Origin of the sequence: Pseudosulfitobacter koreensis (genome assembly GCF_024733015.1) — a bacterium.
In the GTDB taxonomy this organism is placed as follows: Bacteria; Pseudomonadota; Alphaproteobacteria; order Rhodobacterales; family Rhodobacteraceae; genus Pseudosulfitobacter; species Pseudosulfitobacter koreensis.
The window spans coordinates 301,887-325,805 of the sequence record NZ_JANKJG010000001.1 but is presented as its reverse complement, the minus strand read 5'-3'; the positions used below and the strand labels follow the sequence as shown (position 1 = coordinate 325,805).

The 23,919-nt window shown below is 60.8% G+C and carries 20 protein-coding genes; 11 read left to right on the top strand and 9 right to left on the bottom strand.

What is annotated here, in order from left to right:
• Positions 1–31: 31 nt before the first annotated feature.
• Genes NTA49_RS01710 through NTA49_RS01700 form a run of 3 tightly spaced genes read left to right on the top strand, consistent with a single transcriptional unit; the run spans position 32 to position 4,673 of the window.
• The gene (locus tag NTA49_RS01710; RefSeq protein ID WP_258292918.1) at positions 32–1,228 is read left to right on the top strand and encodes a nucleotide-binding protein; all 1,197 of its coding nucleotides are present in this window, start codon (positions 32–34) and stop codon (positions 1,226–1,228) included.
• A gap of 3 nt (positions 1,229–1,231) precedes the next feature.
• Positions 1,232–2,320 carry a patatin-like phospholipase family protein gene (locus NTA49_RS01705; RefSeq protein ID WP_258292917.1) on the top strand — a complete coding sequence of 363 codons (1,089 nt, stop codon included), beginning with the start codon at positions 1,232–1,234 and terminating at the stop codon, positions 2,318–2,320.
• Positions 2,321–2,366: 46 nt separating this feature from the next.
• On the top strand, positions 2,367–4,673 hold the full coding sequence (locus NTA49_RS01700) for a hypothetical protein (RefSeq protein ID WP_258292916.1): 2,307 nt from the start codon (positions 2,367–2,369) through the stop codon (positions 4,671–4,673).
• Positions 4,674–4,709: 36 nt separating this feature from the next.
• Here NTA49_RS01700 and NTA49_RS01695 read toward each other — a convergent pair whose 3' ends face one another.
• The gene (locus NTA49_RS01695; RefSeq protein WP_258292915.1) at positions 4,710–5,216 is read right to left on the bottom strand and encodes a hypothetical protein; all 507 of its coding nucleotides are present in this window, start codon (positions 5,214–5,216) and stop codon (positions 4,710–4,712) included.
• A 190-nt stretch (positions 5,217–5,406) separates the two neighbouring features.
• Here NTA49_RS01695 and NTA49_RS01690 point away from each other — a divergent pair, with 190 nt between their 5' ends.
• From NTA49_RS01690 to NTA49_RS01675, 4 genes are all read left to right on the top strand, one after another.
• A complete protein-coding gene (locus tag NTA49_RS01690) occupies positions 5,407–5,979 on the top strand; it encodes a transposase (RefSeq protein ID WP_258292914.1) in 573 nt (190 codons plus the stop codon).
• A 434-nt stretch (positions 5,980–6,413) separates the two neighbouring features.
• A complete protein-coding gene (locus NTA49_RS01685; protein ID WP_258292913.1) occupies positions 6,414–7,145 on the top strand; it encodes a hypothetical protein in 732 nt (243 codons plus the stop codon).
• A gap of 41 nt (positions 7,146–7,186) precedes the next feature.
• Entirely contained in the window at positions 7,187–9,358 is a 2,172-nt protein-coding gene (locus tag NTA49_RS01680) for an integrase catalytic domain-containing protein (protein ID WP_258292912.1), read from the top strand.
• Positions 9,355–10,320 carry an ATP-binding protein gene (locus NTA49_RS01675; protein ID WP_258292911.1) on the top strand — a complete coding sequence of 322 codons (966 nt, stop codon included), beginning with the start codon at positions 9,355–9,357 and terminating at the stop codon, positions 10,318–10,320. The genes NTA49_RS01680 and NTA49_RS01675 overlap by 4 nt, the downstream gene beginning before the upstream one ends.
• A gap of 358 nt (positions 10,321–10,678) precedes the next feature.
• Here the strand turns inward: NTA49_RS01675 and NTA49_RS01670 are convergent, their stop codons facing one another.
• Positions 10,679–11,146 (bottom strand): c-type cytochrome, encoded by a 468-nt coding sequence (locus NTA49_RS01670; protein ID WP_258292910.1) that lies wholly within the window; start codon positions 11,144–11,146, stop codon positions 10,679–10,681.
• A gap of 229 nt (positions 11,147–11,375) precedes the next feature.
• Between NTA49_RS01670 and NTA49_RS01665 the strand changes: the two genes are divergently transcribed.
• Positions 11,376–12,659 carry a BCD family MFS transporter gene (locus tag NTA49_RS01665; RefSeq protein WP_258292909.1) on the top strand — a complete coding sequence of 428 codons (1,284 nt, stop codon included), beginning with the start codon at positions 11,376–11,378 and terminating at the stop codon, positions 12,657–12,659.
• Positions 12,660–12,663: 4 nt separating this feature from the next.
• On the opposite strand, the gene NTA49_RS01660 is transcribed toward NTA49_RS01665, so the two are convergent.
• Genes NTA49_RS01660 through crtA form a run of 5 tightly spaced genes read right to left on the bottom strand, consistent with a single transcriptional unit; the run spans position 12,664 to position 18,224 of the window.
• Positions 12,664–13,944 carry a DUF3422 family protein gene (locus NTA49_RS01660; protein ID WP_258292908.1) on the bottom strand — a complete coding sequence of 427 codons (1,281 nt, stop codon included), beginning with the start codon at positions 13,942–13,944 and terminating at the stop codon, positions 12,664–12,666.
• Positions 13,945–13,981: 37 nt separating this feature from the next.
• Entirely contained in the window at positions 13,982–14,845 is an 864-nt protein-coding gene (gene bchO, locus NTA49_RS01655; protein ID WP_258292907.1) for an alpha/beta fold hydrolase BchO, read from the bottom strand.
• A 5-nt stretch (positions 14,846–14,850) separates the two neighbouring features.
• Positions 14,851–16,515 (bottom strand): magnesium chelatase subunit D, encoded by a 1,665-nt coding sequence (locus NTA49_RS01650; RefSeq protein ID WP_258292906.1) that lies wholly within the window; start codon positions 16,513–16,515, stop codon positions 14,851–14,853.
• On the bottom strand, positions 16,516–17,523 hold the full coding sequence (gene bchI / locus NTA49_RS01645; RefSeq protein WP_258292905.1) for a magnesium chelatase ATPase subunit I: 1,008 nt from the start codon (positions 17,521–17,523) through the stop codon (positions 16,516–16,518). It abuts the gene before it with no gap.
• Positions 17,520–18,224 (bottom strand): spheroidene monooxygenase, encoded by a 705-nt coding sequence (crtA, locus tag NTA49_RS01640; RefSeq protein WP_261368060.1) that lies wholly within the window; start codon positions 18,222–18,224, stop codon positions 17,520–17,522. The genes bchI and crtA overlap by 4 nt, the downstream gene beginning before the upstream one ends.
• A gap of 108 nt (positions 18,225–18,332) precedes the next feature.
• On the opposite strand from crtA, the gene NTA49_RS01635 reads away from it, so the two are divergent.
• The 3 genes from NTA49_RS01635 to tspO are packed head-to-tail and all read left to right on the top strand — an operon-like array spanning position 18,333 to position 21,435.
• The gene (locus tag NTA49_RS01635) at positions 18,333–19,895 is read left to right on the top strand and encodes a phytoene desaturase (RefSeq protein WP_408637126.1); all 1,563 of its coding nucleotides are present in this window, start codon (positions 18,333–18,335) and stop codon (positions 19,893–19,895) included.
• On the top strand, positions 19,892–20,935 hold the full coding sequence (gene crtB / locus NTA49_RS01630; protein ID WP_258292902.1) for a 15-cis-phytoene synthase: 1,044 nt from the start codon (positions 19,892–19,894) through the stop codon (positions 20,933–20,935). Before NTA49_RS01635 ends, crtB begins: the two co-directional genes overlap by 4 nt.
• A gap of 20 nt (positions 20,936–20,955) precedes the next feature.
• Entirely contained in the window at positions 20,956–21,435 is a 480-nt protein-coding gene (tspO, locus tag NTA49_RS01625; protein WP_258292901.1) for a tryptophan-rich sensory protein TspO, read from the top strand.
• Between the two features lie 37 nt (positions 21,436–21,472).
• Here tspO and crtC read toward each other — a convergent pair whose 3' ends face one another.
• A complete protein-coding gene (gene crtC / locus NTA49_RS01620) occupies positions 21,473–22,309 on the bottom strand; it encodes a carotenoid 1,2-hydratase (protein WP_258293191.1) in 837 nt (278 codons plus the stop codon).
• Positions 22,297–23,874, bottom strand: a complete 1,578-nt coding sequence (gene crtD / locus NTA49_RS01615) for a 1-hydroxycarotenoid 3,4-desaturase CrtD (RefSeq protein WP_258292900.1) — start codon at positions 23,872–23,874, stop codon at positions 22,297–22,299. The genes crtC and crtD overlap by 13 nt, the downstream gene beginning before the upstream one ends.
• Positions 23,875–23,919 lie beyond the last annotated feature (45 nt).

Below are 23,919 nucleotides of genomic sequence, written 5' to 3'. Positions count from 1 at the left end.
TTTTCAAATTCAATTTAGAGGGTAGTTAGGAATGGTTAACGATCCATTAAGACTTTTGCAGCGCTCGTGCTTCGTTATCTGTCCGTTCGGCAATCAGAAGGGTTCCGAACAGGAGGTGGAGGTCTGGAACGAAATTTCGCGATTGGACCGGACCGTTTTCGCCACGGCGCGTGAAGTCTGCAAACAAGCCGGATACGACGTGAAGCTTACAGACGCGCGGGGCTTCGACGAAGGCGAAGCAGGCACGATCCGCAAGCGTGTGGTGGAGCTGATCGACACCAGCGACGTCGTCGTGATGGTGATGACCAACAACAAGCCCAATGCCTATATCGAGCTGGGGTGGGCGATGGGTCTCTGGCGTAATCCGATCATCTTGCACGAATTGACATGCGAGCCGCCGTCGGACATCAACGATATGTTTCGGGTCCCGTATGATTCCCTTGAAATTCAGAAGGACGAGTCCGGGGATGCCGTCCAATCCGGAAAAGAACTGGCCAAGGCGATCTTGAACCGGCTGAACACCGAACCCCGCCTGCGACCGTTCGAGACCTTCAAGCCCACGCAACTGGCGCATGGCAAAGTGGATTTGCTGGGGCGGTTCCAGAACATTTCGCCCATGGAATGGTCACAGCAGTTTCTCGATGCCAGGGAATACATCACCCTTGCCAGTTCGAACATGCGCCAGATCCTGAAACAGGATTTTCTGGACGGCAACGGGAAAGAGATCGACCTAGAGGAGTTGCTGCTGCAGCGCGCGCTCGATGGCGTGAAAGTCACGATTCTGACGCGGCATCCGGATAATTATTCCGAAGACCACCTGCGCCGCACCAACATCAGGGAAGGGCCCGAACCGGCGATACAGGATCTGGAGGCGGCCTATCGAATATGGAACACCCAGCGGCGCACCTACGACAGTATCCGCAAGCGCGGGCGTCTCGATCTGCCGCCCGACGGATTCCGGGTGGTGCGGATGCGCAAGCGCTACCTGCCGTTCCGCGCGAGCATGACGGAGCAAAGCCTGTTCTACACGTTTAGGTTCTACACGCAGAAATACAATTCCGGTCTGTGCATCATCGCCCGGCCCGATCCGCACAACACGGACGAATACAATCCGCCAGTCTTCGATCAGATCCGGAAGGAGCTGACCTATCTAATAGATCAAAACGAACAGTCGTCCGAACAGGACTATCGGGATTGGCTGGAAGATGCTCAATCTCAACAAGCCTGAGCCGTGAAGCGGTTGCTGGCACTGTCGGGCGGAGGGGTGCGCGGCATCGTCGAGGTGGCATTTCTGGAGGCCGTCGAGCGTGCGTACCGCGAACGTTTTGGGCCAGACACGCGGCTGTGTGACGTGTTTAACCTGGTTGGCGGGACGTCGACCGGGGCGCTGATCGCGACGGCAATTGCCTTGGGGCATCCGCTTGAGCGGGTTGCGGATTTCTATCTGAACAGGGCGCGCACGTTCTTTTCCCGGCGGCGATGGTGGGCAAAAGGGCAGGCCGCGGTGTTCGACGGTGCGGCGCTCGAGGTCGAACTGCGCCGCGACGTGGGTGACCTGACCTTGGGCAGCGACGCGTTGCAGACGTATCTTGCGATTGTTCTCAAGCGGATTGACACCGGGCAGCCCTGGATCGTCAACAATATCCCCACCGCACCCTATTTCGAGAACCCGGCAGATGGATCGTTTCTGGGCAACCGGCACTATTCGCTGGCGCCGCTGTTGCGCGCTTCCGCCGCCGCGCCAACATATTTCGACCAAATGACGCTGGACATCGCCGAGGGCGAGGCCCAAGGCGTGTTCGTGGACGGCGGATTGTCTCCCTACAACGATCCCAGTCTTTCCTTGCTCAAAATGGCGCGGCTGCGGGCCTTCGGGCTGAATTGGCCCGCGGGCCTGGACCAGATGTTCGTCCTGTCCATTGGTACAGGACGGTTTCGGGAGCCGATACCGGCAAAGGCGGCCGCGCGTATGTCCCCGATCCGGACCGCTTACCTCAGCCTGCGGGGCATGTTGAACGATGCAGACTTGCACAGTCTGTCGATGATGGAATGGCTGGGTGAGTCGCGCAGGCCCGCCCATATCAATTCAGAAGTGGGAACGCTTGAACACGACAGTCTCATGGGGGGACCTGCGTTCGCCTTTCTGCGCCTCGATCTGCCGCTGGAAATGCCTGAACTGCACCGGGCGGGGATTGATATGGATGTCCGCACGCTGAGGTCCATCCGCCGGATCGACGATCCCGACGCCATCGCGCCGCTCTACGATATCACGCGTGCGTATATCGACGCGACGCTCGACCTAGATCAACTCTTGGTATGAAACCGGTTTCCGCGCTCACACCGACGCCATTTAACGGGGGACCACCATGACATCTTCGAACCGCCTGGTTTTCGGTCTTGTCGCGGCCATATCGGTGCTGACCGTTCTGATCGGGACCTATGCCTGGATGCATTTGGACTGCACACCCATCGGCGATGCGGATTGCGTGCCGCTGCAATGGGATCAGGCGCTTTATGCAAGTGTCCTCGCCATCGGCGGCAGCGACATCTACCACAATCACCCCGACGCCGGGGTTCAGTTTACGCGATGGCTCGGGGCCGCGTCGGGACTGGCTTTCGTGCTTGGGGTCGTTTTTGTCTTCGCCGCCGGATGGCTTCGACGGCGGCGGGTGGCGCGGCTCAGCGGTCATCTGGTGCTTGTCGGGGTCAATGACTTTTCGCTGTCCTACCTTTTGGCCCGCAAGGCGCGCGGCGATACACTTGTCCTGATCGATACCGAAGTGGTCCTGTCCGCCCAGACGCTGAAAGACCGCAGCGGCGATATCCTGAAGGCTGAGATCGATTTCATCGACGACGCGGCGCTTGACGCCGCTTTGGGTCGCAGCCCCGCAGAAGTCGTGTTCGGCGATCCCGAGGCAAGCGTCAACGTCGAGCGGGCGCAAAGCCTCGTTAGGTTGCGCGGAAAGTTTCCCATGCGCATCCGGTCGGAAAAGCAGAACATCAATGCCGATCTCGATCTTTGGTCCCACACGTTCGACGCGGTGCCGATCCTGAGCGAAACCGAATTCACGGCGCGCGCCTTGGTGACCGAGCTGGAGCCGATGAACATCGCGCGTCTGCGGGGGCAGGACTGCCCGCATATCGCGATCATCGGGATCGGTGACATGGCGCTTGGCATCATTGAGGAACTGGGTTTGCGGTGCCACGCGCGCGATCTGGGCAAGCTCAAGATTTGGACCTTCGATTGCGACGCCGAAGCCGCCTGGACCAAGTTGAAGATGGAGCGTGGGGGGCTTCTCGATGCGGTGGACATGCCCCGGACGGAACAGCTGGACGGCGCGCAATGCGGGTCGCTGGGCGTTGCCAAGGATCCGTTGATCGCGGCGGAAGCCCGGGTCGCACCGCTGACGGCGATCATCGTCTGCACGGGTAGCGACGCGATCAATGTGGACATCGCCCTGCGGCTGCGCCGGTTGCAGGACGAACAGGGTTTGTGTTTGGCGCCGATCCTGATGCGGTCGCGCGCGACATCGACTGTTGCACCAGACCCGATCACGGACGTGACCTGCGGGCTATACCGGTTCGGAGGACCCCAGGTGCGCGTGACGGATCTAGCCTTCGATAAGATGCAAATGCGGCTTGGCCGGGCCATGCACGAGATCTGGAACACCGCCGAACCGGAGTATTCAGTGACCTGGGACAGTCTGACCCTAGGAAAGAAGCGGACCAACACCCGGGCGGCGCTGTCGGCGGTAGAGATGTTCCAGACGCTTGGACTTGTTCCCCCGCAAGGTGCGGCTGCTGCGGAACTCAGGCTGCATCCGAACGTGATCGACGAGGTTCTCGATCTCAAAGCGGCAATTGCGGACTTGTCCGTGACGGAACACGACCGTTGGGTTGCAGAGCGACAAGCGGAGGGTTGGACCCAGACCACGGCAGATCCCCCGACCCGCAAGGATCGCGACGATCGTCGCAAAATTCACTGGCTCATGTTGCCCTTTGCGCAGTTGCAGGAACATGCAGCCCAGGAAATCTCGAAGGATTCCAACAACGTCCGCGCCGTCTTCAAGGAAGCGCGCCGTCAATATCACGCCGACCCATCGGGGTCCTGCTGGAAAAAGCGGGTCCGTGTGGGTGTGATGGGGCCGCTGTCGGTCGGCCCCGACTTCGATTTCACGGCGACGCTGTCGGATTTCGGGGACTGGCTGGCAGAGCGTAAGATCAGGACCGATACGCATCGGCTGGAAGTCGTCACGCCAAACGCCCCCGGATTTGACCGGGTCGCCGCACAGGCGCTGATCGCGGACTGGAACGCGCGGGGCGGCGTTTCCGATCTGCTTATGCTTGAGGCGGAAACCGAAGCGTTTCTGGACCTTTACGCGCTCGACCACGCGACGCAGGACACCTCCCGCAGGCAGTCGACAGCGCTGGCCGATGCGGTTACGGGGCGCAGCAGACGCATGAGACTGCGCGGCGGTCCCATCCCGCAGGCCGAATTCATGGCGGAGGTCGAACGGGGAACCCATGTGATGTCGGATCTGTGTGATCTGATGATCTACATGGTTGGCCCCGAGGGTGGAGAGATGACCAAGAAGGCTGCGGATACGCGGGCGCAGAGAGGTGGCAGCTTTCTTATGTTCCGGCGACCAATGGTATCGAATTCTGGACCATAAATGATATCGGGATGCCTCAGGCGTTCAAGTTGTAAGTCATCGCTGGTTGGGCGGTCCTGTGAGCAATGCCGGATTTATCACACGGCAAGTGAGCTCCGACGTTTGCCCGTTCCGGTCGACGAAGCGTGTGACCCGGCAAGCGCTCTCGTAGAGGAACGGGAGCGGTTCGGCATTGGTGACCCATTTCAACTTGGCGTTCGCATAGCCCTCGGACTGCTCCTCGACGGAGGTCAGGCGGACGCCCCGGTTGTCGGGTTTTGCCTCGACCACACCGACCGCATGTCTGTCGACGAACAGGACGTAGTCGGCGGGCCCTTTATCCGTCTGGTACTCGCGGACGGCCACGCCAAGGCCCGCGTTAAAATCGAGCGCTTCCTTGTCCTGTACATGCCAACCGGACGCCCGTAGGCGTTCATTTATCCGGTCCCGGGCGAGCTGCTCGGGGTTTTGGTTGACACCAGGTGGCATGCGATAAGGCCTGAGACTGCATTTCTTTTTCCTATCATGGCGTTCGATGCGTTCGAACGCAATCCGCGTGAGCATCAGATTGGGTCCAAACAACTACACCAAGATGGGCAATCCGTTTTTTTTCGAACACTACTTCGTGTCGCTGCCTCGAGGTTCCCGAATATTTGGACTGGACAAGATGCGGGAAACGTCAATTGGGATTGAGAAGCTTGCGCCATGACTTAGCCTGTTCATTCGAACCAGGCGGATGTGCTATGGCCCCCACATGACGCCAGACCTATTCTCAAACAAGACTCTGGAACAGATACACTGGATTTCACTGTATCTCGGCCTGCCGCCCGGCGGTATCGATGCCGCCTTCCCATCCGAGGATGCCTGCGAGGCTCGGTTGTTTGAGGTACGGTGGCCAGATGGACCAGTATGTCCGACCTGCTTTCAGACAAACGCGCATTTTCTTGATCTGCGAAAAATCCAGACCTGCCGAAAATGCAAGAAGCAATTCAGCCTGACATCAGGAACGGACCTGCATCGCATTCACCTGGGCCTGAAGGCCTATTTCGAGCTCGCAGAAGAGATTATCCAGTACCGGCAGAGAGGAGCGATGCCCACTTTACGGCAACTTCAGGACAAGCACGACATGGCATACGCAACAGCCATCAGGCTTCGAAGCAAACTGACCGAAAATTTGGCAAAGTTCCACGGCGGTCTGCTCGGGCGCTGCATCTGCTCCGATTTTCCAAGCCTCCCCCCAGATATGGTGTTTGGAAGTGAAAGTCACCTGCTGCATTTGCAAGGCGAGATGCAGCGGCGACGCTGGCAAGCACTTGGAAATGAGTAAAGTAGATACTCCATCCACATCTCAAAATTACCCCAAGCTTTCATTCGTAAAACTCAAAACCTAAATCCTTGTCACAGGGCGCAAATAGAGCTGGGCCAAGTGATGGAACGATACTCACGACCGACGTGAACGGGGCGATCAGGCGTGCGGATTTCGAGGAAGGAATAGAAAGCTAATGTGCTGTAATAAAATAATAATTGACTCGAATCGGATTGGGTTGAACGGTTTCTGCCAAATCGCATTGAGCGGGTTAGAGATCGATGAAACTTCGGTTCCGCATCACCATGCGCACCTGAATATGCACCGCTAGAAAAGGGCCGTTGGCCGCGTAATCTTGCCCAGTAAGAACTTCAAAAAGTTCAGGCAACCGCGACCGAACCCGAAAACCTTAACTCAAGACCTCACTCGCGCGAGCGGATGAGAACGGAGACGTCATGCCATATCCTCTCGAATGGGACACATCGACAGGCAAGCAGAAAAAGCTTCCCGCGCTGAAAGTGAATCCGATCCTGGGTGTCCTGCCCTACGACGGCAATCGCAATCCGCTGACTCGCAGCAGCTCGGCCTCCCGCGTGTCCATGACGTTCGCCACTCCCGCCACGAAGGGACAGCGCAAGGTATATCACTTTGATGGTCAGCGCGAAATGGCGGTCGGCCTCGAAGCGCTCCTCTCACCCAATCTCTACGGTCTTGAGGTGCAGCTTCCGCCCGTTGCTTACCGCAATCGCAAGGGGAAGCTGGCGGAACATAGCTTCGATTTGCGTATCACCTTCAGGGATGGGTTCAGACGCGCGGTATATGTCCGCCATGGCGAGAGCCTCGCACGTCAAAAAACCAAGGACGAAATCAAGGCAATTTTCGAAGCCACTCCGGCATGGTTTGCGGACGACAAAATCGTCGTGAATGGCGACCACTACACGCGTGCTTATCGGGACAATTTGATACGTATCTACAGGGCGAGTGAGACCGTCGACGAAGAAGCCGACACCCATGTCCTCGATTGTGCTCGCACAGGCCGGTACTGGCTGATGCGTGAATTGCTGACGCAGTGCGAGGTCCCGGCAGCTCGGGCATTCAACGCAATTCTTCGCCATGTCGGGCAGGGCGTTATCAAGGCGAACTGGCATGCGGTTATCTGTGAATACTCGCGGATTTGGCTCGCCTGATGTCAGTCGTCGTAGACTATAGGATCCCTCAGGGCTCCGAATTGGTCCTGGAACGGCGCCGCTGGCGCGTGGTTGGCAAGGAGGCCGACGGTTATGCCGTCGAGGGCCTCGACGATGGTGAATGCTTGGTTCTGCCATTCCAGCGGATCAACGACGCCCTGACTGTCGGCGACGGCCAGGTCATCACGCCAGTGATGGCCGAGCGCCGCAAAAACCTTCTGGCCTATACTGGCGGCTTGGAAAAGGTTGCTCAGCTCTCCGAGGATGAACAGCGCGATGTACGTGCGCGTCTCGGGCTCGTCCACGCTATGGATGGCCTCGAAAATGAGGGCAGGAAACTCACCCAGCGGCTCCTGGATCGCCGCGATGTCCGGCAGCGTCTTCGCGAAATGGCAAAGACACTCTCCAATAATCCTAAGCTCTTCAATGACGTCCATATCGGCAGTGCCACGCGTCCGCACTCCTTGCCCACAGGTCGCGTACTTCAGGAAATGCGCAACAATTTTATCAGGTACGGTCGCGAGCCGGTTGTCTTGATGCGCAGGCATCATCGGAAAGGCCCGCAGGAAGAGAAAAGGCAACGTCTGTGCCCCACGCAGGAGCGTTTTGTCGATTACGTCGCGAACCTCTACATGGAAAAACGGCAGCCGAAAATTGCCCCGCTCTATGAGGGTGCGAAAGAGGCGTTCAAGTTTTCGGAATATGACATTCTGAACGGCGTCAAGTTGCCATCGATCACCACGATCCGCACACGGCTGAGCCTGTTATCCCCAGCATTGAAGGAATCGGGGCGTAATGGGAAACGCCACGCGCAGAACAAGTACGGGGCGGGCTGTACGGATGTGCGCGCACTGAAGTACGGCGAGACCTGTCCGACCGATCAGTATCTTTTGTCGATCTTTACGGATGCGAAGGGTAACACTGGGATCAAGAAAATAGATCCTAAGAAGGCGAATGACCCTCTCGAGGAAGGGGAAATCAGTCGTCTCTGGTTGTTCTACATGCTGGACTTGGCCACCAGGTTGCCTCTGGCGTGGACCCTTGCTGAATCGGCCGATGGCGACCATCAGAAGAAACTTCTCCGCATGGCACTGCGGGACAAAACCCGTGAAAAGGTCCGTTATGGCTGTAACCGGGAGCCAGCGCCGCCGGTGAGTTTGGCACTGGTAAAGTCAGACAACGGCACAGCTGCCCGCAACGCTGATGTTTACGCGAGCCAGCTCGGGCTCGGCACTGCCGTCGTGACCGGTCGGGCGTACAATTCCACTGACAATACCTATGTGGAACGGATGTTCGGCACACTGCAATGGAAGGTTCTGAACTTCCTGCCCGGGTATACGGGCAGTCGGCCGGGCGAATTGAACGGATATGACGGTCAGAAGAAGGCTGAGATCACGCCTGACGCGTTGATGGGGATCATCACCCGTTTCTTTGTTGATGAATACCCGTACACTCCACACAATGGGACGGGCATGTTTGGTGCGACCCCTTGGCAGAAATTTGGAGAGGTCTCTCAGAGGACCAAAGGTATTGACGCTCCGAATTCAGAGCAACTGCGCGTTCACCTGGGAGTCGAGGAACAGGCAACAACGACATCCGAAGGTGTCCAGATTTTCGGCATACCTTACAATTCTCCGGACCTTCAGAATTTCGCGGGAGGCGCACGCAAGAAGTGTACGGTAATGCTTGATCCGGACGACCTCCGTCAAGTCAGCGTCCTGTCTCAGGAAACGAACAAAGTCATCACCGCGGGTCTTTCGATGACCACCTTTGCAGATCTGACGCTGGACGAAGCCCTCGCCGTGAAACGCTCTGCGATTGAGGCCAACCCAGAACTGCGGATGCTGCATGCACAGCATCTTTCGGAAGCGCGTCGGCGCAGGATCCGCGATTCAGGGTTTTTCCCTGACTCTGATTTGCCGTCATCCTACGTCACAATCGACAGGCTTCGCAGGGAAGCCGCCGAAATGGCCCACGTGGAGCTTGCTCCTCTGTCCCGTTCGATGGTGACAGCATCCCCTGGAAGCATCATGGACCGCAACCTGTACGACAGTCCACGTCGGCCAGTGCCAACCTTGGCAGAGGAGCCGACGGACCCAATGCATGAAATGGCTTCTCTTGAATCCGAAGTGCAGGTAGGCCTCGAGGATTTCGATGATCCGACAGCAAAAACGAAACCTATGTTCAGCCCCATCACGGAGAGTAAAGTATGAGCGAATTCATCATAGAGGCATATCGGGATGCAGCCGCGCATACGGGCAGCCGTATTTATCCTTTGGGTCGCGCGGCAAAACTGAAGTCAGACTTCGCCCGTGTGTTCAGTTCGCACTTGGGGCATCTGATCGGTGGCGGTCGCTTCGAGACCGAAGGACTGCTCGTAACGGGACCGTCCGGCACGGGTAAGACCACCGAAATTGGCGCCTTGATCCGCCGGTTCAACGCTGACAACATTGCTCTCCCCGATGGTTCGCGCGCGCGGTTCGCAGAGTGCGTGTTGAAGGGCATCGGAACTTGGAAAGATCTTGGCAAAGCAACCGCACATGCCATCGGTTATCCTGTAAGCTCAAAAGCTAGGCTGACCCAGAGCGAGATCTGGGACATCGTCGTTCGGGAGGCCAAGCTCGCCGGGATCGTCGGCATTCACTTTGATGAAGCCCAGCATATCTTTCGTGAAAAGAGCGATGCTGACCGCTTGGCGGTACTCGACTCCTTCAAGACTTTGATGAAATCCCATGACTGGCCTTTGATGCTGATTTTCTCCGGCGTGCCGGAGCTTGATGGCTACATGAAGACGGAGCCCCAGCTTTATCGGCTTCTCAACCTGATCCGCTTCAGCGACATCAATATTCCGGAAGATTACAGGACCATTCATGAAATCGTCGGCAGCTATGCCCTTCGGGCTGGTGTGGACGTTGATCCTGATCTGATGACTCAGGATTTCTTCGACCGGTTGGTCGCTGCCGCGGCATCGCGGTGGGGTCTGTTGATCGAGGTTACAAAGGGCGCGGTCATGGTATGTCAAGACGCTGGCACGGAAACTCTGATCCGGGACAATTTCACGGACTGGTGGGTCGGGAAGACCATGGTCTCGCGGGTCGCCACGCCGTTCACCCACAGTGACTACAGGACGCTGTACCGGAAAGATGATCCGTTCATGAAAGCCTTGGACGACTGATACCGATCATATCCGACGACTTAGATTTCATGGCCCGCCTCATCGAGGCGGGCTTTTTTTGTGTCTTAATCCGCCTCGGATCATCGAGAAAAAAAGATCAAAAAATTTTTGCGCACTCTATAGGTTTCGTGCGCAGGGAATAGCTTTCGATTCGTTTTCGGAAGTCACATAAGTGACTGATTATATATCTTTAATCACTTCCGTTTTTTCGTGACATTCCAACTTGCGCAGACATTTCCTTTCGTTGGCAAATCCGGCTCAACTGCGGTGCCTCGCATGCCTCCGCAACGTTGTGCCACGAAAAACAACGCCTCCGCTGAGGGAGGCGTTGCTTGGGATATCGCGTTGCTGCGAAAGCTCAATTGGTGGCTTCGGTCTCTGCCTTTTCTGCGACTTCGGGGCCGACCGAGACAAGATAGGCCCAGACGTTTGCCGCATCTTCGTCGTCATTCAGCCTGAAAGCCATCTTCGAGCGGGCTTTGCTGTCGTCCAGATATTCGGCCAGAAACTTCTTGGGGTCCGCAAGGTAGGACACAAAGTCGGCTTCGTTCCACATCAGGCCAGCCGCGCCTGCCTCGACGATCGAATCGCCGTACCGGAAGTCTTCGACCGAACCTGCCTGGCGGGTGTAGACGCCGTAAAGATTGGGGCCGATCTTGCCGCCGCGTTCGATGACGGTATCGTCATCCGCCACGATGGAGTGGCAGGCCTTGCACTTGGCAAAGACCTTTGCGCCCGCATCAGCATCGCCGCTGGCATGACCTTCTGCCAGCAGCGGGGCTGCGACCAAGCTGAACCCGACGGCGAGTGTATTCAATAACTTCATTTTATTTCCTCCTAGTTTATGGTCGTACGGTAGCGCGCACGCCAGGACAGTAAAGACAGCAAGCAGCAACTTTGCGTGAAGCGCCCCTCTTTCACCATCCGGCCAGTCCGAGCGTTCCAGACGTGCCTTTGCGTGAGTGTAAGGAGGACTTAACACTTGATGCAAGCGAAAGTGTAAGTGTAAGATTACAAAACGACAAATTTCGCTGTTATTACAAGATCGGGCTGACATGACGCTGAGCTGGTTTCAGATTGTAAGGTTTGGCCTTGTCCAGATGGCGCTGGGGGCGATCGTGGTGTTGACCACGTCCACGCTCAATCGGCTGATGGTGGTCGAGTTTGCCTTGCCTGCCGTGCTTCCGGGGCTTCTGGTCGGGCTGCACTATGGTATCCAGTTGTCGCGTCCGCGCTGGGGGTTCACCTCGGACACTGGCGGCAAGCGCACGCGCTGGATCGTGGGCGGCATGGGCGTTCTGGCGCTGGGCGCATTGGGTGCGGCCTTTGCCGTCACACTGTTTGCGCAAAGCTATTGGATCGCGGTCTTCTTGTCGGTTCTGTGCTACGCCTTGATCGGGATCGGCGTGGGGGCGTCGGGCACGTCTTTGCTGGCATTGCTGGCGACGGCGACTGCGCCGCATCGTCGTGCGGCGGCGGCGACGATCACCTGGCTGATGATGATCTTCGGCATTGCCGTGACCGCAGGTCTGGCGGGCCATTTTCTCGACCCTTATTCACCGCAAAGACTGATGGTGGTCGTGGCGACAATCTGCGGGCTGGCATGGGGGGTCACCGTGCTGGCGATCGGCCGGATCGAGCAGCGCGTGACCGTCACGCCGCAGTCCGACAGCACGCCGTTCATGCAGGGGCTTCGGGAAATCTGGGCCGAAGCCGAGACGCGGCATTTCACGGTCTTCGTGTTTCTGGCGATGAACGCCTATTTCATGCAGGAACTGATCCTGGAGCCCTATGCCGGACTGGTTTTTGGCTTTACGCCCGGACAATCGACTTCGCTCAGCGGGATGCAGAACGGTGGCGTTTTTCTGGGGATGCTGACGGTGGGTGTCGTCGCGACAGGGCTGAAGCTGGGGAGCCTGCGCGCCTGGGTCGTGACGGGATGTCTGGGTTCGGCACTGTTTCTGGGCCTGATCGCCATGACCGGCTTTTCCGCGACCATGCTTGGGCTGACGCCGCTTGTCGTTGGCCTTGGGTTTTTCAACGGGATGTTCGCTGTGGCGGCCATCGGGTCGATGATGGCGCTTGCGTCCCAGGGGCGCGGCCAGCGCGAAGGCACGCGGATGGGGCTGTGGGGGGCCGCACAGGCTGTGGCGGCAGGCTTTGGCGGTCTGACAGGCGCGGTTGCGGTCGACGTGATGCGCGCGGTGGTGGCGGACGGGCCTGCGTTTGGCATCGTGTTCCTGGCCGAGGCTGTGGTGTTTGTTGCCGCCGCCGTGATGGCGGCGCGGATCATGGCCAACGCAGAGCGGCGGCCCGCAGAGCTGGTGCCCGCCGAATAGGCGCTCAGGTGATCTTCATGCGCACGCGCCGGATCATCCACCACACCCCCAGGACGACGACAGGCGTTATGGCAGCCGTCATCACGACCTTGCTGATGCCCAGGGGCACGCTGAGCGGAAACAGCATGTAGCCCAACAGCGAGACTGCGTAATAGCTGATCGCCACGACGCTCAGCCCTTCGACAGTTTTTTGCAGGCGCAATTGCAGATCGGCGCGTTTGTCCATGTTTTCCAGCAGCACCTGGTTCTGCGCGCTGCGTGTCACGTCGACCCGTGTGCGCAACAGATCGCTGGCGCGCATGGCGCGATCTGCCATGGTGCCCAGTCTTTTCTGCGTCGCCTCGACCGTCCGCATGGCTGGCAGAAACCGCCGCGTCATGAACTCGGCAAAGGTCTGGCGACCCGCAAACCGCTCTTCGCGCAGGCTGGTGATGCGCTGATCGACGATCTTGACGTATGCAGAGGTCGCGCCGAAGCGAAACGAGGTGTCGACGGCCATCGATTCCAGCTCGGCTGACACTTCCAGCAACTCGTCCAGAGTATCCTCGGCGGTGTCCTTGCCGCCGGTCATTTCCTTCATCAGGTGGCCCAGTTGGTCGTCGATATGCCCCATGCGCGCCGACATGGTGCGCACCCGCGAAAAGCCCAGCATCGACATCGTCTTGTAGGTTTCGATCTCGCAGAGGCTTTGCACAATCCGGCCCACGTCCTTTTCCCCAATGTCAGGTGTCACGGAGACCAGAAACCGCAGGTGCCCCGCTGTATCTATGCGAAAGTCGCCCGCAATTGTCGCGGCCTTGCCGAGAACCGAGGCGACTGCGGCGCTTTCGGGAACGAACCAGTTGGCGATCTCTTCCATCAGTTGCGTGTCGCTGGTGGCGGGTACGATCCGGATCAAGGCCGAGGTGATGCGGGCGCTGGGTGCCTGTGCCAGCCAGTCGGCTGGGAACACTTCGAAGTCGGTGGGGTCGAAGGGGCGGTCGCTGACAGCATAGGAAAAGGCCGTGTAGGTCACGAATTCGGTATGGCTTTCCCATTTCAGCCTGTGCTGGCCGATTTTTCCGGAAAAATGCGTCGCGTCCGCAGGTGGGCAGGGCGCGCCGTGCCGTTTCAGAAGATCGCTCAGATGCGCCATGTCTGCCGACCGGTCCCGCTTGGCTGCGTTGCTGACCGGCTTGATGGCAAGATAGGCGGCGGTGCTTGGCACCTGCAACGTCGGAAACGGACGGGCGTGAAGCTCGTTGGCCAATTCATAGCGCAGCGGATGATCCTTGATGTGCGACATGTCTGCTTCCTTTGTGAATTGGGCTGGCTTGGGGGGATCAGGCGCGGGCGCCCTCCAGAAACGGGAGGATCAGGGCAGCGACCGCCACGGCGTCTTCTTCGTGGGCAAGGTGCCCCAGCCCAAGCAGGCTCTTGCACGTCGCATTGGGCATCTTTTCGGCGGCCTTTTGCGATGTGGCGGGCGGCACGGCCTTGTCGCCACTGGCGGTGATCAACAGCGTGCGCGCGGTGTTTCTTGGCAAGCGGTCCAGAAGCGGCTCCAGCTGCCACTGCGCCATCATCTGCAGCGTGGCGCTGACGTGCGTGGGGCTGGCAACCAGGCGGCGGTAAAGGGCGATCTCCTGCGGGGGCAGTGTCGAACCTGTGCCCTTGATGATCCGCTCGACCGACTGTTGTGACGCGGTCGCGCTGAACAGATTGGCGGCCAGCGGCAGCATCGCGATTGTCTTCGCCAGTACCGGAAACAGCACTCCGGCCGGCCCTTCGAATGTGCCAAGCGCCGCGTTGATCCCGACGACGTCCGGTGGCGACGGTTGCATCATCTCGGCCAATCGCAGCGCGATGGCGGCCCCGGCGGAATGTCCGATGATGCACACAGGGTCAATCGCCTCTGCATGACAGAGCGCCAGCAGATCCTCGGCCATCGGATCAAGACCGCAGCGATGTTGCGCACCAAGCTGGGTAAAGCCCTGACCGGGCAGATCGACGGCGATGCACCGGTGGTGCGCAGCCAGCAGAGGGAACAGATGCTGCCAACTGTGCGTGGCCCCCCCCGCGCCGTGGATCAGCAGCAAGGTCGGTCCTTCGCCCACTTCCTGCAAATGCCAGCGGTGCGGCTTTTGCGTGACAAAGCGCGAATGCCGGGCAAGAGGCCATGTTGCGCGTGCGTCGGCCCATTTCATCGCGCTCAGTCCTTCAGGGATGTGGCGACGGCGGCAGACAGGCTCTTGGCATCGGCGCGGGGCAGCGCTACGTACTGTGCGCGCATCGTATCGGCCAGCGTCTTAAGTGCTGCTTCGGGCCTGATCGTGGTGTCGATCACCAATGCCTCGATCCCCAGGGACGCCAGTTTGGCCGCAGTGTCCTGCGCGTCTTGGGCGGCTTTTCGGCGATCCGGCTGGCCGTTCAGCGCGATATTGGCGCGCCCGTCGGTCAATACGATGACTGTGGGCGTCATGCCCTTGCGCCGCGCCGTTTGCGCCAGCGTCATCGCGGCGGTCAGACCTGCGGCCAGCGGTGTGGCACCGCCGCCCGGAATCGCTGCCAGACGGCGCTTGGTCTGCACCAGTGACCGTGTCGGCGGCAGCAGCACCTCTGCCGCACTTCCGCGAAACGAGATCAGGGAGACGTGATCGCGACGCGCATAGGCTTCGGCCAGCAGCAATTCCACGGCACCCTTCGCTTCGGCCAGCCGCGCCATCGCCGCAGAGCCGGAGGCATCGACGGTGAAGATCAGCAACCGGTCAGACAGGCTTTGATAGCGTTTGTGCCGCAGGTCACTGAAGCGGATAATCGGCTGGGTGTCGGGTCGGGTGCTTTCCGGCGCGCTCTGTCTGCGCAGGGTCTGCCAAGGCACCGCCGTGCGTAAAGTGGCGATGATATCGACGCGTGCGCCGGACGCGCGCGCGCCGTTTCGTGCAGGCAGCGGGCGGCCCTTGCGGGACCCTGTGCGCTTGCTGCCAGAACCTGCACCTGCGCCTTGATTTGCGGCGGGGGCGGCCAGCCCGGCCAGCAGATCCTTGGGCAATGCGGCGGTGATGGCGTCCAGCAGGACATCATCGGGGATGGTCAGATCGTTGTCCTGCCGCTCTGCGGTCTCGGGCGGTGGCTCGGGTGGCGGGCCTTGCTCGGTGTCGTCTGTGTCGGGCAGTTGCGTTGCCCGGTGTGCGTAGACCAGTGCCACTGCCGCAGTCACGTCTTCCGCAGCGATGGCCTTGCGATGGTGCAGCGCAGCGTGAGCCTGTGCCGCGCGCAGCGCAAAGCTGGGCGCGCGCAGGCTGGTGATGCCGAGTTTGACCGCCAGAACGACCAGTTGCTCTGGGATGCTGTCCGGGAGCGTGACCTTGCGCGCCGCCTTGCGCAGGGCATCGAGGTCGGCGGGCAGCGCTGACCCGCAATAATCCGACATCGCCAATCCGTCCAGCGAGACACGAAATGCGATCCGGTCCGCCAGTGCCGCAGGCAGGTTTTCGTCCGCGTCCGCGCCCTCGTCCAGCGCGATCAGAACATGCGGATCGGGGCCATCCAGGGATTGCGCAAGCCGTGCGGCCATATAAGCGCTTGTGCGTTCGGCCATCGGCAGGATCAGCGTGGATGGCCCGCGTTCCAGCAACCCCCTGGCCATGACGACGGTGCCACCGCCAAGTGTCGCGGCCACATCCAGATCGCCGTCCAGCATGGCAGGCGACATTTGCGGATGCAGACGCACCGCGGGAAGCGGAAGGGCAGAGGTCACGGCCAGAAAGGCATCGCGCACCGGTGAGATGCGCGCGCGCACGGCCAGCCCCTTCAATCCTGGCGGATCAATCGCCAGCAGGGTCAGGGCCAGTACCGCGTGCTCCCAGGGCGTCATTCAGACGCCCAGCGTTTCTGCGACCACCCGCGCCACGCGCGCGCCTGATCCCGCTTCGTCCAGCGGATCGCGGCGCAGACGGTGACGCAGGGCCAGCGCTGCGGTGCTGCGAATGTGGCCGGTGGTCAGCACGGTATCATCGCGGAATGCGGCATAGGCGCGGGCGGCCTTGAGCAGGGTCAATTCGCCACGCAGACCGTCAGAGCCAAGTTTGACACAGAGTTCGGCCACCGTGCGCAGGGCTGCATCAGGCGTCTTGAGCTCTTTCAGGGTTTGGCGTGCCTTGATGATCAGATCGCGCAGGGCGGCATCTTCAGCCTGCCAGCGCAGCATGAAAGAGCTGTGCCTGTTCTCGTAGTCATCGCGGCGTTTGATCACCTCGACACGCTCGTCGATATCGGTGGGCGAGGTCACGTCGACCGACAGCCCGAAGCGGTCCAGCAGTTGCGGCCGCAATTCGCCCTCTTCGGGGTTGCCCGATCCCACCAGAACAAAGCGCGCGTCGTGCCGGATCGACAGCCCTTCGCGTTCAACCACGTTCACACCGCTCTGAGCGACATCGAGCAGAAGATCGACGATGTGATCTTCGAGCAGGTTCACCTCGTCGATATAGAGATAGCCACGGTTGGCCTGCGCCAGCAGACCGGGCTGAAACGCCTTTTCGCCCTGTGTCAGAGCCTTTTCAATGTCCAGCGCGCCGGTCACGCGATCCTCTGACGCGCCCAGCGGCAGATCGACCACGGGCGTGGGGATCTCGTGCGTTTCCGGGTCGGTGATCCTGGCCCAGTCGGGGCAATCCTCGGGGTGGGCCGAGTTGACGGGGCAGGATCTGACCACGCTGATCGGTGGCAACAGACCCGCAAGCGCGCGCACGGCTGTGGATTTGCCCGTGCCCCGGTCACCAAACACCAAAACGCCGCCGATCGAGGGGTCGATGGCAGTCAGCACCATCGCACGTTTCATGTCTTCCTGACCGACTATGGCGGAAAAGGGGAACGGCTGTTTCATGTGGTTTCCAGTCGTGAAAGAGGAGAAGAGCCGCCCCAAGTGCCCACGTCGGACAGCAGCGTGAAACGGGCGTAGAGTTCTTCGTTGAACCAGCCTTCTTCGCGCACGGCCTTGATCGCGGCGGCATGTGGGCCGGTGCGGGCAAAATCCGCCATTCGCGCGGCGTCGGGCCAGATCGAGAATGTCACCTGGTGCAACATCGGCACTTCGCCCACGCCGATCTTGAAGATGACGTTGGGGTCCTGACCGATCACCGCCGAGATATCGGGCACGCGGCGCCAGAACCGCATCAGGATGCCGGGTTTGATCGTCGCGCGTGTCAGTGCGGCGAGCGGGCCGGTGTTCATGTGCTGTGACGCCTCGAACGGGGTTTTGCCCGACCACGCGCCGCGCACGCTGTCGGTGGACATGAAGACGGTCCAGTGTTCGCAAGCCTGTGTACGGTAGCGTTTGTAAATCTCTGCCGTGTCCGTCTGCTGCCGTGCCGTTTCCGCGTCGGGCCATGTGGCCAGCACCGCATAGACCGAGGTGTTGGGCAAGGGCGTGAACCCCTCGCCCGTACCTGACCCGCACAGCTTCCAGAAACCGATGTCGGCAATCCGCGCCATCGGGCCGCGTGCCAGTCCCATCATCGCAAAGGCCCACAGACGCGACCGGACTGTATCGAATCGAAAGAAGCTGAAACTGACGACTTGCGGCATAAGGCGTTTGATCCCGATATGTAAATTTAATCTGACACATACTGCTTGCGTTGTGAAGGTGTGGCGTCCTAGAATTGTAAACTAAACTAGACATAACTGAATCGGATGATGTTGATGGCTGTTGCCCCGCTCAAGCGAAACGAAGCAGTGTCAGATGACCGCGCCATCGTGATCGGCGCAGGGCTGGGCGGGTTGGCGGCAGCGATGCGGCTGGGGGCCAAAGGCTATGCGGTCACGGTTCTGGACAAGCTGGACCGCACGGGCGGGCGTGGGTCGGCCATCACGCAAGACGGCCACCGGTTCGACCTGGGACCGACCATCGTGACGGTGCCTCAGGTATTCGAGGATCTGTGGGCAGATTGCGGGCGCGACTTTCGCAAGGACGTGGATTTGCGCCCGTTAGAGCCGTTTTACGAGATCCGCTGGCCCGACGGGGCCAAGTTTCGTGCAGGCTCTGACCCCGCGCAAATGCTGGAAGAAGTGGCACGGCTCAGCCCGCGCGACGTGAAGGGCTTTCAGCGGTTCCTGAAAGATGCGCAGGCCCGCTATGTGGTCGGGTTCGAGGGGATGGTGGCCAAGCCGATGCACCGCCTGATCGACACGATCAAGGTGCTGCCGACCTTTGCGCGGCTGCGGGCGGACAGGTCGATCTATGCGCATGCGTCCGGCCGCGTGAAGGATGAAAAGCTGCGCATGGCACTGTCGTTTCATCCTTTGTTCATCGGGGGCAACCCGATGCACGTGACGTCGATCTACGCGCTGGTGGCGCATCTGGAAACAAGGTTTGGCGTGCATTACGCGATGGGCGGGGTGCAGGCGATTGCCGATGCGATGGCCGACGTGGTGCGCGCGCAGGGCGGCGAGATCCGGCACAATACCGTGGCAGACGAGATCATCCTGACCGATGGCGCGGCACAGGGCGTGCGGCTGGACGACGGCACCGAGGTCAAGGCGCCGGTGGTCGTCAGCAATGCCGACGCCGGATACACCTACGACCATTTGCTGCGCAATCACCCGCGCCGCCGCTGGACCGACAAAAAGCTGTCGCGCAAACGCTGGTCGATGGGGCTTTATGTTTGGTACTTCGGCACCAAAGGGACGGCGGACAAATGGGCTGATGTCGGTCACCACACCATCCTGAACGGCCCGCGATACAAGGGGTTGCTCAAGGACATCTTCATCAAGGGCAAGCTGTCGGACGACATGAGCCTTTACGTCCACCGCCCGTCGGTCACCGATCCTACGGTCGCGCCTGCGGGGGACGACACGTTCTATGTCCTGTCGCCGGTGCCGCACCTGGGGTGGAAGAATGCGGTCGACTGGGCCGCCGAAGAACCGGTTTACCGCGCCAAGGTTGCGGCAGAAGTCGAAAAGCTGATTCCCGGCTTTCAAAAGCATATCTCGACCGAACTGGTGTTTACCCCCGAAACCTTCCGCGACAGATACCTCAGCCCGCACGGCTGTGGTTTCTCGATCGAGCCGCGCATCCTGCAAAGCGCTTGGTTCCGTCCGCACAATGTCAGCGAAGAGGCGCGAGGGCTCTATCTGGTGGGTGCAGGCACGCATCCCGGTGCGGGGCTGCCGGGTGTCGTCTCCAGCGCCGAGGTTCTGGGCAAGCTGGTGCCTGACAGGCCGCGGAGGGCCGGATATGAAAGGCTGGCTGCGGAATGATTGATCCTGACGACCTTGCACATTGTCGCGCCGTGATCCGCACGGGGTCGCTGTCGTTTCACGCGGCGTCGAAGCTGTTGCCCGCCTCCGTACGCGACCCTGCGCTGGCGCTTTATGCGTTTTGCCGCCTGGCCGATGACGAAGTCGACGAGGGGGACAACAAGGGGCGGGCGGTGCTGTCGCTGCAAGAGCGTCTGGATCTGGCCTATGCGGGCCGCCCCCGGAACGCCCCCGAAGATCGCGCCTTTGCCGCGATTGTCGAAGGGTTCGACATGCCGCGCGCCCTGCCCGAGGCATTGCTGGAAGGTCTGGCATGGGATGCCGTCGACCGGCGCTATGACACCCTGTCGGATGTCAGGGCCTATTCGGCACGGGTCGCCTCGGCGGTGGGTGCGATGATGTGCGTGCTGATGCGGGTCCGCGATGCCGATGCCTTGGCGCGGGCCTGCGATCTGGGTGTGGCGATGCAGCTGACGAACATCGCGCGCGACGTGGGCGAAGACGCGCGCGCCGGGCGCATCTATCTGCCGCTGGAGTGGCTGGAGCAGGCGGGCCTGACCCCCACGAGTTTCCTGCAGCAGCCCACCGCCAGCCCGGAGGTGCGCCAGATGGTGCGCCGCCTGCTGGCCGAGGCGCGCAGGCTCTACATCCGGTCCGAATCGGGCATAGCCGTGCTGCCGCGCAGCGCGCGCACCGGCATTTTCGCCGCGCGCTATATCTATGCTGCGATCGGTGCAGGCGTGGTGCGCAACGGTTTCGACACCATCAACCACCGCGCGCGCACCGGCACATCGCAAAAGATGGCGCTGATCGGCAGGTCTGTGCTGCGCACCGGCGGCAGCCTGATCCTGCCCAGATCACCCGTCCTGTTTGCACCGCCGCTGGACGAGGTGCGCTTTCTGGTCGATGCCGCCGCAAGCAGCGCACCGCGCGCGGCAGTCTGGGGTTCCGGGCGCACAGGCGCGGTTCTCAGCGTTCTGGCGGAATTGAAATCGCGCGAATCCGCGCAAGGGCGCACAACCGGGGTAGCGGCAGAGTAACCTGTGCCCTATGACAAGATATGGATATCATTCTCTTCGCACTCTTTCTGGCGGCCTGTTTCGGGGCCGGAGCAACCGGCGCCATATTCTCGCCGGGTGACTGGTACAAACAGCTGAAAAAGCCAAGCTGGACACCGCCCAACTGGGCGTTTCCGGTGATGTGGACGACGATCTACCTGCTGATCTCTTTTGCGGCGGCGCGGGTAGCTGTCTTGCCAGACAACGGATATGCGATGGCCTTTTGGGCCGCACAGATCGCATTCAACGCGCTGTGGACCCCCGTCTTTTTCGGCGTGCGCCGGTTGAAGGGCGCGCTGATCGTCATGGCGTGCCTGTGGCTGTCGGTGCTGGGCTGTGTGATCACGCACTGGCAGCTGGATACGTGGGCAGGCGTCGCGATGCTGCCCTATCTGGCTTGGGTCAGTGTTGCCGGGCTGCTGAACTTGTCGGTGGCGCGGCTTAACCCGGATGTGCAGCCTTTGGACCTGTCAAAGGTTTAAGGCCTGCTGCCAACCGGGCGTGGCGTATGACAGACCCCTAGAACGTCCAGTTGCGTCTGCGGGGCACGCGGAACGCGAGCATGGGTTTCAGCAGGGGTTGGGCGTAGCGATCCAGATCCAGCGCTTCGTGCACGCCCTGGACAACCTCGCCATTGATCTGTGTTTTCACGATCGACCGCGAATAGAACGGCGCGTCCAGCATCGGCTTGACCTGGACCGGCGTGGTTCCGGGGTCCGCTCTGGTGTCACGGCGCAGGGCCCACAGCGTACGTTTGAACGCAGTGACGGGCGGCGCGTCGAAGGTCCGGGCAGTGCCGTCCCGTGCAAAGGCGATGGCGGCGTTCAACGTCGATCCGTCCCGCCGTGTCGCATCGTAAAAACATGACGCGCCCGCCTCGGTCGGATAGCGCCCCCAAGTCCATGTTTTGAAATCCTTTTCCAATGGTCGCGTGCCGAAGTTGGCATCGAAATACCCGTGCCCGTCGAATTGCCAGCCCTTTGCCTCAAGCGCCACAGAGATGCGCGCGATGGGGGCAAAGGGCCGCCAGATGTGAGCACCGTCAGGGCTTAGCGGAAGCTCGGCTTGGGTGATTGCGGAAGGGGTCAGGGTGATCTGTCCGCGCATCCGCGAAACCAGGGGCAGCGAGGACACTTCGTCAATTTCGATGACCAACTGCCCGTTCTGCCAGCTTATCGAGGAGGGACCGACTTGCAGGCAATCGCGCGACTGGCGCAGGGCAGAACTGCCCCGGTCTGTCATGGCAAAACGCCCGCCTGCGCCATAGGTCGCGACGTTCATGCAGCAGTGGTTCGTCGGATCACCGCGCCCTGACCACGCGTACCAAGGCGAGAAAACGGAGCCTATGAAGCCGATGACCGAGACGGCGCGCGTGCCGTCGTCGCTGACACCGTCGACGTACCACCATGCGTATCCGCCGGGCGGAACCGTGAGATCGAAGGCAGGTCGTTCAAGATCGCCTCGGCCGCGTGCCGTGCGCAGAGCGTCGCCATCGGCACCCCCGGCCCCGGATGCACCCCGCCCCCCACAAGGTAGATCCCCGGTATCGCCGTGCGCACCGTCGGACGTTTGAACGCCGCCATCATCCCGTGTGGCGACCGCCCGTAAAGCGCGCCCGCCGATCCCGGATAGAGACTGTCGAAGCCCTGCGGCGTCGTCAGTGTCTCGGGGCCGGGTTGCGGTGTGAATGTCAGCCCGAGGTGACGCAGCCGTTTCAGGATCAAGGTGTGACATATGGTTCTCGCTTTCTTGTCGTGTTCGGGGTCGGGGCGGTCGATGGGCGGACAGTTGAGGATGATCTCGAACCGCTCTTGCCCATCGGGCCTGTCGCCGGAAAGCCGGTCTTGGGCGCAGACGTAAAGCGTCGGATCGGTCTGCATCCTGCCCTGCGCAAGCGGGCCGTATTCCGATTTCGGGTCACCTGAGAAAAAGACGTTGTGGCCTGACAACGCGACACCCTGCGGCTTGGCGGCAAAGCTCATCACGCAAGCCGACAGGCTGCGGGGCCGCGTCGCCTCGGGTGTGACGGCTGGTTTCACGGCATCGCCCAACAGGCCCAAGTGCAACGCCGCGGGATCGCCGTTGAACAGCACCGCATCGACGGAAATGCGCCCGGTGGCTGTATAGACAGCGCAGGCCTGTCCCGCCTGCAGTTCCACGCGGGTGACGTGCGTGTCGTAATGGAACGTGGCGCCAAAGGATGTGGCCAGTTTCGCGATACTACGGGCCAGTTCGATCATGCCGCCCCTGACGTGCCAGACACCCATGCGTTCGGCATGCCAGATCAGGCTCAGCAATGCAGGCGATAATGCAGGCAAGCCGCCGACATAGGTCGCATAGCGCGCAAAAAGCTGGGCCAGGCGCGGATCGGTGAAATGGCGGCTCAGGCTCTGCATCAGGCTGAGGTGCGGGGTGATGTGGCGAATCAGCTTCGGGTTCTTGGCGACCTCGAGGGTAAGCGCGGCGCTGGTCGGGGCGGCGGATTGCATCATCGGCGCGTCGAAGGCCTCGAACAACGTGCGTGCCTTTTCCGAAAAGCTGGCGAATTCTGACGCCGAACGGGGGCCAAAGACATCCGCCACATTCCGCAGGCTGGCGTCGGGGTCGTGCATCAGGTCCAGTCGGGTGCCGTCAGGCCAGAAATGCCGCGCAAGGATGGTTTGCGCGTCCAGTGTGACGTGATCGTCCAGTCGCGTGCCGACATCTGCAAACAGGGCCTCGAACACAGGTTTCATCGTCAGAACGGTCGGCCCTGCGTCGACCGGCCCCGCCACGGTCGGCAGCGTGCGCATCTTGCCGCCCGGCGTGCCGTGACGTTCCAGCACCGTGACGCGCACACCCCGATGCGCCAGCCGCAAAGCGGCGGCAAGCCCGCCGATGCCGGCACCGACAATGGCCACGTGAGGGGCGGCGTCGGACATGGGGTCAAGGTTCCTTTGCGCAGGTATGGATTGACAGGTGAACGC

What these genes read in the sequence shown, in the direction of transcription:
- NTA49_RS01710 (WP_258292918.1), top strand. Translation starts at nt 32, where the DNA reads ATGGTTAACGATCCATTAAGACTTTTGCAGCGCTCGTGCTTCGTTATC.
- NTA49_RS01700 (WP_258292916.1), top strand. Translation starts at nt 2,367, where the DNA reads ATGACATCTTCGAACCGCCTGGTTTTCGGTCTTGTCGCGGCCATATCG.
- NTA49_RS01695 (WP_258292915.1), bottom strand. Translation starts at nt 5,216, where the DNA reads ATGCTCACGCGGATTGCGTTCGAACGCATCGAACGCCATGATAGGAAA.
- NTA49_RS01690 (WP_258292914.1), top strand. Translation starts at nt 5,407, where the DNA reads ATGACGCCAGACCTATTCTCAAACAAGACTCTGGAACAGATACACTGG.
- NTA49_RS01685 (WP_258292913.1), top strand. Translation starts at nt 6,414, where the DNA reads ATGCCATATCCTCTCGAATGGGACACATCGACAGGCAAGCAGAAAAAG.
- NTA49_RS01675 (WP_258292911.1), top strand. Translation starts at nt 9,355, where the DNA reads ATGAGCGAATTCATCATAGAGGCATATCGGGATGCAGCCGCGCATACG.
- NTA49_RS01670 (WP_258292910.1), bottom strand. Translation starts at nt 11,146, where the DNA reads ATGAAGTTATTGAATACACTCGCCGTCGGGTTCAGCTTGGTCGCAGCC.
- NTA49_RS01665 (WP_258292909.1), top strand. Translation starts at nt 11,376, where the DNA reads ATGACGCTGAGCTGGTTTCAGATTGTAAGGTTTGGCCTTGTCCAGATG.
- NTA49_RS01660 (WP_258292908.1), bottom strand. Translation starts at nt 13,944, where the DNA reads ATGTCGCACATCAAGGATCATCCGCTGCGCTATGAATTGGCCAACGAG.
- bchO (WP_258292907.1), bottom strand. Translation starts at nt 14,845, where the DNA reads ATGAAATGGGCCGACGCACGCGCAACATGGCCTCTTGCCCGGCATTCG.
- NTA49_RS01650 (WP_258292906.1), bottom strand. Translation starts at nt 16,515, where the DNA reads ATGACGCCCTGGGAGCACGCGGTACTGGCCCTGACCCTGCTGGCGATT.
- bchI (WP_258292905.1), bottom strand. Translation starts at nt 17,523, where the DNA reads ATGAAACAGCCGTTCCCCTTTTCCGCCATAGTCGGTCAGGAAGACATG.
- crtA (WP_261368060.1), bottom strand. Translation starts at nt 18,224, where the DNA reads ATGCCGCAAGTCGTCAGTTTCAGCTTCTTTCGATTCGATACAGTCCGG.
- NTA49_RS01635 (WP_408637126.1), top strand. Translation starts at nt 18,333, where the DNA reads ATGTTGATGGCTGTTGCCCCGCTCAAGCGAAACGAAGCAGTGTCAGAT.
- crtB (WP_258292902.1), top strand. Translation starts at nt 19,892, where the DNA reads ATGATTGATCCTGACGACCTTGCACATTGTCGCGCCGTGATCCGCACG.
- tspO (WP_258292901.1), top strand. Translation starts at nt 20,956, where the DNA reads ATGGATATCATTCTCTTCGCACTCTTTCTGGCGGCCTGTTTCGGGGCC.
- crtD (WP_258292900.1), bottom strand. Translation starts at nt 23,874, where the DNA reads ATGTCCGACGCCGCCCCTCACGTGGCCATTGTCGGTGCCGGCATCGGC.